The sequence below is a fragment of the Flectobacillus rivi genome, assembly GCF_030056655.1.
GTDB lineage: Bacteria > Bacteroidota > Bacteroidia > Cytophagales > Spirosomataceae > Flectobacillus > Flectobacillus rivi.
In genome coordinates this window covers 16,859-31,697 of the sequence record NZ_JASHIE010000022.1, presented here as the reverse complement: position 1 = coordinate 31,697, position 14,839 = coordinate 16,859, and the positions used below count along the sequence as shown (strand labels likewise).

The 14,839-nt window shown below is 37.9% G+C and carries 11 protein-coding genes and 1 pseudogene; 5 read left to right on the top strand and 7 right to left on the bottom strand.

Features of this window, described 5'->3' with window-relative positions; all coding sequences use genetic code 11:
- The first annotated feature begins 373 nt into the window (after window positions 1-373).
- Window positions 374-2,701, top strand: a complete 2,328-nt coding sequence (locus QM481_RS23570) for a TonB-dependent receptor (protein WP_283383603.1) — start codon at window positions 374-376, stop codon at window positions 2,699-2,701.
- A gap of 210 nt (window positions 2,702-2,911) precedes the next feature.
- Here QM481_RS23570 and QM481_RS23565 read toward each other — a convergent pair whose 3' ends face one another.
- From QM481_RS23565 to QM481_RS23550, 4 genes are all read right to left on the bottom strand, one after another.
- The gene (locus tag QM481_RS23565) at window positions 2,912-4,480 is read right to left on the bottom strand and encodes a glycerol-3-phosphate dehydrogenase/oxidase (RefSeq protein WP_283383602.1); all 1,569 of its coding nucleotides are present in this window, start codon (window positions 4,478-4,480) and stop codon (window positions 2,912-2,914) included.
- A gap of 326 nt (window positions 4,481-4,806) precedes the next feature.
- A complete protein-coding gene (locus QM481_RS23560) occupies window positions 4,807-5,199 on the bottom strand; it encodes a DUF3299 domain-containing protein (RefSeq protein ID WP_283370490.1) in 393 nt (130 codons plus the stop codon).
- Between the two features lie 167 nt (window positions 5,200-5,366).
- On the bottom strand, window positions 5,367-6,620 hold the full coding sequence (locus QM481_RS23555; RefSeq protein ID WP_283383601.1) for an ABC transporter permease: 1,254 nt from the start codon (window positions 6,618-6,620) through the stop codon (window positions 5,367-5,369).
- A 43-nt stretch (window positions 6,621-6,663) separates the two neighbouring features.
- Window positions 6,664-7,305 carry an ABC transporter ATP-binding protein gene (locus QM481_RS23550; RefSeq protein ID WP_166553548.1) on the bottom strand — a complete coding sequence of 214 codons (642 nt, stop codon included), beginning with the start codon at window positions 7,303-7,305 and terminating at the stop codon, window positions 6,664-6,666.
- A gap of 915 nt (window positions 7,306-8,220) precedes the next feature.
- Here QM481_RS23550 and QM481_RS23545 point away from each other — a divergent pair.
- Entirely contained in the window at window positions 8,221-9,297 is a 1,077-nt protein-coding gene (locus QM481_RS23545; RefSeq protein WP_166553528.1) for an alpha/beta hydrolase, read from the top strand.
- A gap of 7 nt (window positions 9,298-9,304) precedes the next feature.
- Here QM481_RS23545 and QM481_RS23540 read toward each other — a convergent pair.
- The 3 genes and pseudogenes from QM481_RS23540 to QM481_RS23530 form a co-directional block, all read right to left on the bottom strand.
- Window positions 9,305-10,129, bottom strand: a pseudogene (locus tag QM481_RS23540) (IS5 family transposase).
- Window positions 10,130-10,423: 294 nt separating this feature from the next.
- A complete protein-coding gene (locus QM481_RS23535) occupies window positions 10,424-11,629 on the bottom strand; it encodes a GTP-binding protein (protein ID WP_283383600.1) in 1,206 nt (401 codons plus the stop codon).
- Window positions 11,605-11,994, bottom strand: a complete 390-nt coding sequence (locus QM481_RS23530; RefSeq protein WP_283383599.1) for a MerC domain-containing protein — start codon at window positions 11,992-11,994, stop codon at window positions 11,605-11,607. The genes QM481_RS23535 and QM481_RS23530 overlap by 25 nt, the downstream gene beginning before the upstream one ends.
- 202 nt (window positions 11,995-12,196) lie before the next feature.
- On the opposite strand from QM481_RS23530, the gene QM481_RS23525 reads away from it, so the two are divergent.
- The 3 genes from QM481_RS23525 to QM481_RS23515 all read left to right on the top strand — a co-directional run bounded on the left by QM481_RS23525 (window position 12,197) and on the right by QM481_RS23515 (window position 14,820).
- Window positions 12,197-12,751 (top strand): hypothetical protein, encoded by a 555-nt coding sequence (locus QM481_RS23525; protein WP_166553531.1) that lies wholly within the window; start codon window positions 12,197-12,199, stop codon window positions 12,749-12,751.
- Between the two features lie 210 nt (window positions 12,752-12,961).
- A complete protein-coding gene (locus QM481_RS23520; protein ID WP_283383598.1) occupies window positions 12,962-13,942 on the top strand; it encodes a glycosyltransferase family 2 protein in 981 nt (326 codons plus the stop codon).
- 131 nt (window positions 13,943-14,073) lie between these two features.
- The gene (locus QM481_RS23515; RefSeq protein WP_283383597.1) at window positions 14,074-14,820 is read left to right on the top strand and encodes a DUF5672 family protein; all 747 of its coding nucleotides are present in this window, start codon (window positions 14,074-14,076) and stop codon (window positions 14,818-14,820) included.
- Window positions 14,821-14,839 lie beyond the last annotated feature (19 nt).

Below are 14,839 nucleotides of genomic sequence, written 5' to 3'. Positions count from 1 at the left end.
CGTGTTGAGTTTATTTGTTGATTTGTTTAACAAATATATTACAACATTAAACAAACTTCAAAACTTTTTCGAATAAATTTTATATTAAAATTAAATTAGAATTAATAGCCAATAAGGCTTAAATCAAGTATTTATCAAAAAAATATAAGTTTCTTATTTGTTTAAAAAAGTTCAAAAATTTAGAAAAAAGTTTAACAGCAAGCCAATTTTGTTAAACAAAGCATTTTGTTTAAGTTTATACCCTTAAAAAGTTAAACAAAAATTCCCCCTCTCCTTAAAAATATCCAAATTTTAGAACCTCCTTAATTGCAACTTTGTTGCAATTATTAGCCTGTCAATTATTATCTTTGTTTACCAACAATTATCGACAAACGTGAAAAAACTTTTTTTTATACTTACGGTATTACTCAGCTTTGGGTTGAACACTATTGCACAAAATACAACTAATTGTAACTGTACTCTCAAAGGTGTCGTACACGAAACCAATGCGCACAATCCAATTCCAGGAGCTGTGGTGTATTTGAAAGGCACAAAATATGCTGTATTCACCGATGCCAAAGGTGAGTATCAATTTCCAAAACTTTGTCAGGGTGCTTACACGCTTGTATGTCAGGCGGTGGGTTTCCAAAAGATAGAAGTGCCCATTAACTTAACTCAAGAGCATTCTAAAGAGCTTACCCTTGCCAACGATGATGAGCATTTGCAAGAGGTAGTAGTTTCAGGGAAAAAAACTGAGAATCAAACCAAAGCCAAATCAATCATTGAAGGTAGCGATCTTGCCGAAACTCGTGGACAAAGTCTTGGCGAAGCCCTCAAAGCTGCAACAGGCGTAACCACGCTTCAAACAGGCAGTAGTATTGCCAAACCCGTGATTCATGGGATGCACTCAAATCGTGTATTGATTCTTAATAACGGGATTCGTCAGGAAGGACAACAGTGGGGTAGCGAGCATGCACCAGAAATTGACCCGTTTATGGCACAAAAACTTACGGTCATTAAAGGCGCTGCGGGTGTTCGCTATGGCTCTGATGCTATTGCTGGCGTTATTATGGTAGAACCAAATCCCCTACCCGATTCGGCAGCGATTCATGGTGAAGCAAATTTGGTAGGCTTTTCGAATGGTCAGCAAGGGATTGCCTCTGGGATTATTGAGGGAGGTTTGCTGAAGAAAAAAGGCTGGGCTTGGCGTTTGCAAGGCACTTACAAAAGAGGTGCCGACATCAAAACTGCCGATTATTATTTAGCCAATACAGGTATTCAAGAACGAAATTTTTCGGCAACAGTTGGTTATAATACCGCTCACTGGGGTACAGAAGCCTATTTTAGCTACTTTGATACTCAATTAGGAATCTTTTCTGGTTCGCATATCGGCAATATTACAGACTTACTCACTGCCATTAATAGTTCACGCCCCAATAGTGACTACACGCCTACTTCGGCGAGTTATACCATCAATCGTCCTAATCAGGATTTGGCGCATAATCTCTTTAAAGTAAAATCTTTTTTAGTAAATGAAAATCTTGGAAAGTGGCAACTGACTCTTTCTCGTCAATACGACTGGCGTTTGGAATATGATGTACCAAGAGGAAATCGTACATTGAATACCCTCAATTTTAAACTCACGACTTACCAAGCAGAGTTATTACTCGACCACAAACCGCTTTGGAATACACTAAGTGGTACAGTTGGAGCAAGTGGTATGTATCAGGAAAACCTTTCTTCTTCATACGAACTCACCAAACCGCTTATCAATACCGTATTAATTCCAAACTATCAGACTAAAAGTGGTGGCATATTTTTGATTGAACGTTGGGTTAAAAATCGTTGGGAACTCGAAGGTGGTTTGCGTTATGATATTCGTTCTTCTGATGCTTATGGGTTAGATGCCTCTAGCAAACTTTTCAATTATTCTTTTACTTTTAATAATGCCTCCTCAACAATTGGCTTTGCATGGAATAGTTCGGAGTCATTATCGATTAAAGGAAATGCGGCTATTGCTTGGCGTGCACCCAATATGAATGAATTGTTCTCTAATGGAGTACACCATGGTGCAGCAGCTTACGAAAAAGGCAATATCAATCTACAGCCTGAAGTAGCACATAACTTTTCAGTTTCTGCCGAATACTCTGGAAGCAAGTGGGCATGGGAGATTAGTCCGTATTTGAACTTAATCAACGACTTTATTTACCTAAAACCTCGTGTAGAAAATGGCGAAATCCAAACAGTATTGTCGGTAAGAGGTGCATTTCCAGCTTTTGATTACACGCAGGTGGACGCTCGTTTTGCAGGTATAGATGCATCTGTCAAATATTTGATTTCAAAACATTTTACCATTACTGAAAAATACTCAATGGTAAGAGCCAAAGATACTCGCAACGATGTTTATATGGTCAATATTCCTGCCGACCGTTTGGAGAGTAGTCTGCGTTATACTTTTGGGAAAAATCAGGCTTACGTGAGTCTAACCAATTTATTAGTAGCTCGTCAAACTCGTGTAGAAGCCAATAGCGATTTCTTGGCACCTCCTTCTGGTTATAGTTTGTGGAGTATGAATGCTTCGTATCCTTACAAAAATTTCACCTTTGGTCTGGGTGTAAGCAATCTGCTCAACAAATCTTATCGAGACTATATGAATCGCTTCAGATATTTTACCGACGAAATGGGAAGAAATATTTCGTTGAGAGTGCAGTATAGATTTTAAGTTAGGGGTTAGGGGTTAGGGGTTAGGGGTTAGGGGTTAGGGGTTAGGGGTTAGGGGTTAGGGGTTAGGGGTTAGGGGTTAGGGCAAAACGCTTCCACATCCTATCTACTCGCTTTTTCAACTTTTTTCGAAAAAACTAAACCCTATACCCTCACCCCTATACCCTAAAAACACTTTGTGCCTCTGTGCCTGTTCACTCTAAAGGAACCCCTAACCTTTCAATACCTCCTCCACATACCACTCTGCTTTGGCTGCGGCGTCGGCATCTCTGAGGGCAAGCCCTAGTCTTCTGAAAAGGACGTCTTCTTTTGTACAAGCCATTTCGTCACGTACTGCATACACTACTTCAGCTTTGATAAACGGATGCCCTACTACTAATAGGCTTTTGAGATCGGTATCTTCGTTAGATAACTCAAGGACTTTTCCTGCATTGTTACCATATTTTTTCATTAAATGCTGTGCAACTTCAGTCGAAACTTGGTATTTATTTACTAGCACTTTCCAATCATCAAACTGATAACCCTCACCTCCAAATAATATTTGCCTATCGGTAGAACATTCCGCAACAGGTTGTTTAAGTATATTTTCTTGTACCATATCCACTGTGTCTTTCGCCATCAAACGATAGGTTGTCCACTTTCCACCCATGATACTAACCAATTTCGAACGCTTATCGATTTCTACCTCATGGTCACGCACAAGCGATTTGGTTTCAGAATCCAGTGCTGTATGAAGCTTAGCCTCCAACAAAGGACGTTGTCCCGCAAAACCTGAAGTAACATCTTTTTCTGTCACAGGTGTTTCCAAATAGCGGTTCACATAATCAATCAGATATGTACGTTCGTAATCCTCTAGTTTAGGGTTTTCGCTCAGTTGGTCTTCTTCATCTGTTGTACCTACCAAAAGATGGTCTTGCCAAGGTATCATAAAAATTACCCTACCGTCATCGGTTTTCGGAACCAAGATAGCTGCATCACCTTGAAGATACTTTTTAGGCAAAACAATATGTGCACCACGGCTTACCTTGATACGTGGCTTCATTTTGCTATTGGCCATTTTACGAATATGATCGGCAAAAGGTCCAGTGGCATTGACAAATGCTTTTGCATGAATCTGAATTTCATCTCCCGAAAGCAAGTCTTGCGCATGTAGCGTTTTGATACGACCTGTATCTTCGTTTTTAACAAACTTATTTGCCTGTACATAATTGAATGCCAAAGCACCCTTTTCTACCGCTGTTTGCATAAGGGCTAAACAGTAGCGAGCATCGTCGAGCTGTCCATCATAGTATAACACCGCCGAGTTCAAACGCTTTTTCTTTAGCTCAGGTATTAATTCCAAAGCCTCTTTTTTCGAAAGTCTTTCACTGGACGAAATATTTTGCGAACCAGCAATCCACTCATACATTTTGAGTCCGATGGTATAGTAAATGCTTTCGATAAAACTAAAACAAGGCGTTAGCAAAGCTAAAGGACGAGAAAGATGTGGGGCATTTTTCAACAATATCTCACGCTCTTTCAATGCCTTTTTTACCATCTTATATTGTTCCCAATCCAGTTTTTTGACTGCTTGTTCCAAATATCGAACACCTCCATGAATAAGTTTAGTGGATTTGGAAGAAGTTTGTGAAGCAAAATCATTTTTATCAATGATTACCACTTTCAAACCTCGCAGTACTGCATCGAGGGCAATCCCTGCGCCCGTAGCACCTGCCCCGATGATACACAAATCAAATTGCTCAGTTTGACGTAGTTTTTGGAGTTGAGAATTTCTATTCATTTTATAAATTTGATTAGGGATATAAAGAAGCTGAGTACTTCGATATGGGGAAATTATTATTAGAAAATCGTCTGAATTTAATAATCTCTTACATGCCTTTCAAAGGAAAAAGCCACTGAGATTGTTTTGAGTATAAAGTACTATAAATAAACAAGCTACTTAAAAAATAGTTACAAATCTTGATAAGTTCACGAAGAAGTCAAAAACTAGCTTTTTTTCCCAAACATTTGTTACAATTATATCTTGTATAAACCTGTGTAAGGGCATAAAAAAAGTCCCACTAAACTAGCGAGACTTTCTTAATATATCCAGAATTTATTCTACTCTTATTCCACTAAGTCAGCGTCTTCAAGAATGTAATTCATTTCGTAAATATCATCTGCATTCAGTTTCAATTTACCTGTGAAAGTGTGCATTTCGTCTGTTTTGTATTTTTTTGAACCTCCTTTTTTAGGTTTCAAAGACATTACAGATTCAGGGCCAGCGCCACCACAAAAGAAACATTGGCTGTAAGGGAATGCCGACAAGACATACACGTTGGTAGCGGCATCTACAGGAATCACATATCCTTTGATGGTAACTTCCTTATGCTCTAACTTTTTTATTGATGCCCCAAAGGTTGGGTACAACATATAAATAGATTCTTGTGGGTACCATTTCTTTTTGAATACTACATCCTTCAAAATTTCCCAAGTCAGTTTTTCGCCTGGTGCTACCATGCGCAATGCAGGATGCTCATGAGCCAAGACGCTCGTGCTGATTAATAAGCTAGCAAATACAAAAGATAGAAAGCTCTTTTTCATTGATACAAAATTTAGTTTTTAGTGTTGAAATCGTAAATTCAAGTTTGCCTGTAGGATTTTCGCTCTTAACTCAGTACTCCTACTTAATCATCAGCCAGAGTTCTTGATATATCTATTTTGTAAATACCTAAAGAAGGAATCGCTGCCGCTAATAAACCGATTACCAATGCTCCTGCTAATAGCCAAACCTCTTCGGTCAACAAAGATAAAACGCCAAAGTCATAATGAAAGTTTTGTTCGACATTCTGCGCCATAATTCCTAAGCCTAATCGACTTAGTAAGATACCCACAACATACCCTATCACACTGATAATCAAACCTTCTGACAACAAAAGTAAAAATAATTTTGTACGGCTTGCTCCCATCGATAGCATTAAAGCCATTTCATATTTTCGCTCTTTTAACGAATTATATAAGGAAACGAATACACTAATGCCCGAAACAATGATAATGACTAGAGCGATTAGCTTGAGTGTATCAATACCAACACCCATCAAAGCAAACAAGCGGTTCATTTCAATAGCAGGCGTAGCAGTCTGCATCGTAGAGTTTTCGTTGATACTTCTCGAAATCATCATACCCATGGCTGGGTTTCTGAATTTTACGAGCATCGCCGTGATTTCCTTAGTATCCTCGTGGTGTTCTTCGCCTTGTTCACTGTGTTCGTCTTCGGTAAGCAATTTCAAGGCATTGGCTCCTTTTCCTGCTTCTTCTGCTTCATGATGCTCGTGTACGGCCCACACACTTTCAAGTGGGGTTATCAATACTTGATCCAGAACGGAGTTGCTTTGCTTCAGAACTCCCACCACTTTGAATTTACTTTCTTCGTGATGGTCACCCTCGCCATCGTAGCCATGCTGACTTGCAAAAGAATCACCTACTTTGAGACCTAGGTTACGAGCAACTTTGGCTCCGACTACGATTTCTAAGGCATTTTCGAATGCTTTTCCTTGCTCAAACTCGCCCTGAAAATGTTCAATATATTTGGGAGTTGTGCCAATAATACGATAGCCTTGATAGCTATCGCCCATCGAAAGTGGAATCGCTGACTGTACCATTGGGTTACGGGTAAAACGCATCGCCTCATCCATATTGATATTACCTGTTGGCGAGTCTATCTGATATACTGCTGCCAAAATCAATTGTAGAGGACTTCCTTTGGCGCCCAATACCATATCTATTCCTTGAATATTTCGGGTAAATTTTTCTTCTAATTGTTTGCCAACCAGTAACAACAAAGAGATAATAGCTATCCCTAACGACATCAGTAAGATACTCAGGAAACTGGTTAGGGGTTTATCTTTTAGGTTTTTCCAAGAAATATGTAATAAGTTCATTTTTAGTCGATTTAGTAATTTGTCACAAGATTTATTCAAAACTCTATAAGTACAAGTGCTTCTCGAAAACATCTTTGAGACGCTGATCATGGGTTACCACCACTAGACTTGCTCCTATTTCAGAAGTTTGAGTTTTTAGTAAATCTATTACGCGCAAACAGTTATCGTCATCGAGATTGGACGTAGGCTCATCTGCCAAAATTACAGAAGCATTATTCATCAACGCTCTGGCAATACTCACACGTTGTTGTTCACCTTGTGACAATTGTGTTGTTTTTTTAGCAAGATGGTCTGCAAAGCCTAGACTTTCGGCTAAGTGTTGAGCTTTTTCTTTAGCTAAAGACTTGTTTGCCAAATAGTTAGCCAACAGCAAATTGTCTAATACGCTTAGTGAATGTACAAAATGAGGTTTTTGATAAATAATCCCCACATTGGCAGCACGAAACGCCGCTGCTTGAGCACTATCAAAATGACTTATTTCTTGATTGTGAATTTGAATAGAACCACCCGTTGGCTTCAATAAAAGCGCCATTAGGTGCAAAAAAGTAGTTTTACCACGACCAGATTTCCCCAAAATCAACATAGTTTCGCCATCAGCACAACTGAAATCGGGAAACGTAAATTGTTTGGTCGGAACATTAGATTGAGTCGGATACGCAAAAGTTAATTGTTGAGTAGCTATCACAGTTGATGAATATGTTTTGGGTTGATAGATAATTGAGCGAGTAAGCCTTTGTAATTCATCAAATGCTATGATCAAGCAAAATATCTGCTTGATAAGAATCGGTTTTTAGGGATTGGTATAATTTTCAGTTCCAAAAGCTAATACCTTCATTCATTTCGCACAATACAATATTTTCTGTCTGTAAATGAGTCAGTTTTTATTACAAATATAAACACTAAGCTCATCAAAACGTACCGAACTGTGGGTTATTCAGAGGATTTAAAGATATTTTAAAGATGGGGTTTTACATGGCTAGCAATATCTCGGCAGGGATTCCTAAATGATGATAGAGGTTTTTAATGACCTTTAGCGTAAGCGGTCTTTTTCTATTAAGTAGTAAGGTAGAATTGTGAGTGATAAATTGTGAATGTAAATTATTAATACCCCATATTTAAAATTGATTCAATCTTACTCTTTACTATTATTTTTTCCTGAAAACTGAATCAACGAAGATGCGAATGGTAGGTTGGTAGAATTTCATGATGTAGCTATTTTCAATTATTATAATCAAATATATAGTTTTGAGTTGCTTTCTCCTAATTCGCTTACTTTCTTGTTTATTCATCGCCTATAATGCGATTATAAGAGATTATCTAATAATTAGTTAGATACTTTAAACCTTGGCTTTTGTCTTGTTTCTAAGTTTTTTACTTTAGAGTAGAAAGTTCTTAACATTGGCTTTATCATTCTATCATAAACACCCAATGTATAGTTATCATTTGTTAATTATGCGTTTCTCAAAGTCCAATTTTGGTAAAATTTAGCATGTTTTTGCTAATTTATTATAGAAGTTTTCAAATTTAGAATAGCATAGAACAGCTAATTTGCTAAATTTGCGTCCACTTTTGAGGAACAGCAATTTTTGAGTAGAAAGCTATGAGTAACAACGTATTATATTTTGAACTAACCACCCCAGTTGAAGACGACCGCCCAATTTATATATCTGGCAATTTTAACGGGTGGCTCCCCGACAAGGAAGATTTCCGCTTGAAGAAAACAGAGGAAGGACGATATGTGTTGAAGTTTCCACACTCTGTACCACTTCCTGAAAAACTTGAATACAAGTACACCAAAGGTGGCTGGAATCAAGTTGAGTTGGATGAGTTTGGTAACGCTACTTATAATAGAGTAGTTACCAAAAAACTAGGTGTCATGCACGACTTTGTGCCACACTGGCGCTTAGACGGTTCCAACTTGCAACAAGACTTAATGCCTGAAATCCGCTTGATTTCTGATTCATTCGATATGCCTCAGTTTGATACCAAACGTGCGGTATATATCTTGTTGCCTCATGATTATGACAAAACCGACAAAAAATACCCTGTTATGTATTTGCAAGATGCTCAAAACCTTTTCCAAGAAGGTTCTGAATTTGGCAACTGGGGTATCGACAAGCAATTGGCGGTATTGGCATCTCGTGGTCATGGCGATGTGATTATTGTGGCTATTGCACACGGTGGCGAAAATCGTTACAAAGAGTATTCTCCATACAATAACCCTAAATTGGGTAAAGGTGAAGGTCGTAAGTATGTACAATTTATTAGCCGTACTTTGAAGCCTTATATCGATGCCAACTTCCGTACCCTCACCGATCGTGAGCATACAGGTATTGGTGGTAGCTCGTTGGGTGGTTTGGTGAGTATTTATGCAGGATTGATGTATCCAGAGGTATTTGGAAGATTAATGCTGTTTTCGCCGTCGTTATGGATTTCTCCAAATATTTATTTCGATGCGATTGACTTTTTGAGTCATTTGCCTGCTAAGATTTATGCTTATGCGGGTGGTGGCGAAGGTCATTCTATGATTCCCAATGTTGAAAAGCTCAAACAAACACTTACTCGTCAAGGTAACAAGAAGATTGAAATCAATCTTTCTCTCGACCCTGAAGGTAAACATAACGAATCACAATGGGGCAAAGAATTCCCTAAAGCCATCGAATGGTTATTCTTTTAATCAGAAGTCATCTTGACTTTTTAATTTTCTTAATTGCCATGATAATGAATGCTATAAAGTTAAACCCCATCCAACTTGAAATCGTTGTGTCGAAGCGATTTAACAAAGATCTATAACTATCTATTCATGCGTTAGTTCTTTCAATTGAATACCTCTCTTTGTAGAGTTCTTCGTCCATGATACCAGACCTATTATCGTCAGTAGTGTTCCTTTTGTTGGGAGCAATATTGGCGATAATTTGTTTTTGATGACATAATTGATGTAAGTTTTCCGAATCGAAACCTCCGTCTGCATTCATAAATAACCCATCCACTGAAATAGTAGCATCCTCTAATATCGTAGTGAGTTCTTCAAAAGTGTTCTCAATGTTAAATAAATCATTGTGATTACCAGAAACAGGCGTTGACATAGCTAACACAAGTCCTTGTTTATCTGTCAAGTAAAGAGCATTGGTTGTCTTTCGCTTCTTTCTACCTTGATAGGCAACTTCTTCACCACCACGAATAGATGAGGTATGACTTCCATCCATATTTACCACTGAAAGGTCAAATGAAGACTTGTATTTTTTCAATAGTTCTACCCAGCATTTTTGCCAAACTCCCTCTTTGCACCATCGACGATAATGCCCAAAAACAGTTTTATAATGGAGGACATGAGTACTGAATAAACTCTCGACAGGTAATAAATGCCATTGAATACCCGTTTTGAGCTTGTAGAGAATACAGTTAATTATTTCACAAGTCGGTACTTGGGGCTTAAAACCTCGTTTTCTTAGAGGTAAATGGCAAATTATTTCTGATTCTATTATATCTTTGCTGAGTACGTAGTACATAAAAAGGTTGCTTTGGTATGGTTCGCAAAACAAATATCAGCAACCTTTTTTATTTTTTAAGCAAGTCTAGAAAAAGTCAAGATGACTTCTCATTGAGTAATTTGTAAATGAGTGATTTAGTGATTTTTTATCCCATAAAAAAGCCATCTCCCACGGGAAGATGGCTTTTTGCATCACACTACCTTTATATAAAATTTTTGTATTTCAAAAATTACTAGTCCTAGACCAAGTCGCTCACTAGATAACAATACAAGCGCATATTCACTAATTCACAAATCACTCATTCACAATTATTTAAAACACAGGAAATGGATCCTCAAACTTTTTCTTGGCTTCCATTTGTTTGATTTCTTCTTCAGTACAAAGACAATCTTGTAATTCCTTTATCAGTAATTCTTTGTCTAAATCTTGCCCAATAATCACTAATTCATTGATACGGTCGCCAAATCGTTCATCCCAACGCTTCATAATTTCGTCTTTTGAGTCTTTCCAAGCAGGATAAAAAGAACGCTCCCACTTGGGTACGCCAGCCCACCATTTCCCTGCGTAATCTGCACGAAGCGAACCACCCGCCTGTCCCCAATTTAGAGCATCTTTAGGTCTTGAAGCTAACCAAAATAAGCCTTTAGAACGAATAATTCCTGTATGCCAATGTTGATTAATGTAATTCCAAAAACGTGTAGGATGGAATGGACGGACGTCTCTAAAGACAAAAGAGCTAATGCCATATTCCTCCGTTTCGGGCGTATGACTCCCCTTTTCTAATTCTTGAATCCAGCCTGCCGATTGCGAGGATTTTTCGAAATCAAACAAGCCTGTATTGAGAATATGGGAGGTTTCAATTTTTCCAAAAGTCGATTCTACAACTTTAGCCTCAGGGTTCAGCTTCTGAATAATGGTCTTTAACTCCGCAACCCTTTCACGAGGAAGCAAATCCGTTTTGTTCAAAACAATGACATTGGCAAATTCTATTTGGTCTGTCAATAGGTTTACGATGGTGCGTTGGTCATTAGGATCTTCGTCATTGAGGCCGCGAGTCCAGACAGTATCAATAGAGCCAAAGTCTTTGGCAAAATTAAAACAGTCAACCACCGTCACCATCGTGTCTAGTTGGGCAAAACGAGAAAGGTCAATTCCGCTGTTTTCATCAACATACGAAAAAGTTTGAGCCACAGGTAAAGGCTCCGATATACCCGTGGACTCTATGAGCAAATAATCAAAACGCTGGTCTTTGGCGAGTTTTTCAACCTCCACCATCAAATCTTCACGAAGTGTACAGCAGATACAACCATTGGACATTTCGACCAGCTTTTCTTCTGTTCTTGAAAGTACATTTTCTTGTTTGACCAACTGAGCATCTATATTGACTTCACTCATATCGTTGACAATCACTGCTACTTTCAGATCTTCTTTATTATGTAAAATATGATTGAGTAAAGAGGTTTTTCCAGCACCCAAAAAGCCACTCAATACTGTTACTGGTAATTTTCTGTTTGACATTTTTTACAAAATTTTATGTTAAAATAATGTGTCGTAATCAACCCCAAAGAGGCAATCCACCCCAAATACTGCGCAAACCAGACTTGGTCTTCATAAAGTAAAGCCCAAACAAAAACGAGATATGCCACCCAAAGTCCTATGCGGATGCCTTTGGGCGTATGTTTGTGTGAACTCATCCAAACGGCTATCAAGCCCAAGCCTATAAATAAATAATCCCAACTAGGATGATGCGCAAACCCCAAGCTCTCCAACTGAACCTCCCATTTAAACAATAGTATAATCGGCATCAGCATACAATGTATGAGGCATATCCCCGAACTAACTATGCCTACATAATCAAAAGTGTTTTTTCTCAAATTTTCCATAAATGCAACATTGTTGCAAATATAGAATATCAAAATTCATTTTTGCAACATTATTGCGAATATTTAAAATATGTTTTTATATTTGCAACATTATTGCATTAATTAAAACAAACAAAAATCAACGAAAACACTTTGTCAGGCACTCTCAAATTACCTTTTGCTACAACTGACATTCGTAGTCCTTTTTTTAATACACTCATTTATGAAAAACTTACGTAAACCCCTCACAATTTTGGCTTTAGCCATTGCTGTCATTACCGTTAGTAGTTGTAAAAAAGACGCTCCTGACCCTGTACAGGATAGCGAAAACCTTACGACGTTAAAGCTCAACTTTACATCGGGAGGTGTCACCAAAACATTTGCATTTAAGGATATTGATGGTATCGGTGGTAATGCTCCTGTAGTAGATAATATCAGTTTAGATGCCAACAAAACCTACAGTGTAACGGTACAGGTATTGGACGAAAGTAAAAGTCCAGCAGAGGATATTACATCAGAAATAGAAACCGAAAGCTTTGAGCACCTGTTCGTGTACACGCCAACGCCAAGTAATTTGTTGACCATTACTCGTACTGATAAAGACAATAGAAATCTGGAAGTGGGCTTAAAAGCTTCGGCTGTGACTACCAATGCAGGCACAGGAACATTGAGAGTCGTATTGTATCACCAACCACCACAAAACGGTGTGCCAATCAAAGATGGTACAGCTAAAGGAAGTACAGACTTTGACGCACAATTCAATGTAACAATCAAATAATTTGCCTAGTAAAATGTGGTGGTGATAAAATACTTTTGGCATTTCATCCATTTTATCAACACTTTGTACCTATACCTCTTAGTATCGAATCTGCAAAAACCTCTATATTTGTGTGTTTTTGCAGATTTTTTTATGCTTATAACTCCTAAAGTTAAGTTTTTCAAGAATTTACAAAAAGGGTTATAAAAGCTCATATACCAACCAATCTCGATGATTTCAGTAGCGCTTTGCACCTACAATGGTGCCAAATATCTAGGTGAACAATTAGAAAGTATTCTGAACCAAACTCGCTCGGTCAATGAAATCGTAATTTGCGACGACCGCTCTACCGATGCAACTGCTGATATTGTTAAAGCTTTTCAAGACAAAGCTCCTTTTCCGATATATTTTTATAGAAATGACTCACAACTAGGCTCAACCAAAAACTTTGAAAAATGTCTTCAATTGTGCCAAGGAGATATTATTTTCTTATGTGATCAAGATGATTATTGGATGCCCGAAAAGGTTGAAAAATTAGTAGACTATCTCGAAAAAAATCCTCAGCAACAAATGGTATTCAGTAATGCTGGTATGATGGATGAAAAATCAGAGCGCATAGCAGGAAATATTTGGCAGGAAGTCATGTTTGATGATAATATGCAAAAAATCTGGCAAGCAGGTGGCGCTGCTCAGATTTTATACAAAGGCTATGTGGTAACAGGTGCTACGGTAGCATTACGTAAAAGTGCATTGTCCAAAATGTTGCCTTTCCCTACTTTGGTAAAAGACTTGATTCATGATGCGTGGATGTCTATTTCATTGGCGCTCAAAAATCAGATTGGTTTCGTCAATGAGGAACTCATTTTGTATCGTCGTCATAGTGCTCAGCAAGTAGGTTTTGGCGGTGGTGGCGAAACTGTTAGTTTCAAACAACGTTTTTCGAGACCTCGAGCCGAAAAACTCCTTCCCATTCAGGAAGAATTATATCGTTTAGAATCTACTTTGGCTTTACTCAAACAACATTATCCAGAAGTACCTGCTAGTCAATTCGCCAAATTGGAATCACATCGAGATTTTGTCAAATTTAGGCTTGAATTACCTGAAAATCGTTTGTTAAGAATATTCCCTGTTACACTTAAGTTTTTGACAGGCAAATACTACGACCCTCAAAAACATTGGTGGAAAACTTTATTGGGGGATATAGTGGAATGAAGGGACAAAGTAAAAAAGGTACAAAGGCACAAAGTGTTTAATTCTATTTACATAAAATATACCTTACACTTTGTGCCTGTTCGCTCTGTGCCTGTTCACTTTTAATTTTATACACTCAACCAGCAAACATAATGTCCAAACATATAAAAGCTACTCCAAAGAAAAATCAGGTTGCAGTGGTGATACCAATGTATAAACCTGATATGACACCGTTTGAGCAAAAGGCTTTTGAACAGTGTATCAAAATTTTGGGGCATTATCCTATCGTAATTATCAAACCCGAGTCTTTGGATTTAGAGCATTTGAAGCAACAGCACACCGCTATTCAATTTCAAAACTTTGAGGATAAATATTTTAAAGGCATAGAAGGCTATAATGCCTTACTAACGACTGTGCATTTTTATGAAGCATTTACGGCTTACGAATATATGCTGATTTATCAGTTGGATGCTTTTATTTTTAGTGATCAACTCACAGAGTGGTGCAATGCAGGTTTTGATTATGTGGGCTCACCTCATATCGAACCTGAACGATGGAATATCGGAAGCAAACTTCCTGGGAATTATCACCAATTTCGTAGAATTTTTATGAATGGAGGTTTTTCTTTGAGAAGGGTCAAAGCTATGATTCGCTTCTTAAAGGTTTTGAAGTTTTTCAAAAAAGAGTGGATTTCAAATGAAGATGGTTTGTTTTCGCTTCACTTTATTCAGCTTCGTCCATACAGACCATTACTAAAGCTTCCTAATTGGCAACAAGCATTAAAATTTGGATTTGAACAACATCCTCAACTCTGCTATGAACTCAATAACCAACAACTCCCCTTCGGTTGCCATGCTTGGGAAAAATATGATTATGAGTTTTGGGAAAAATATATGTAAAAAGGCAATATGCCGTAGG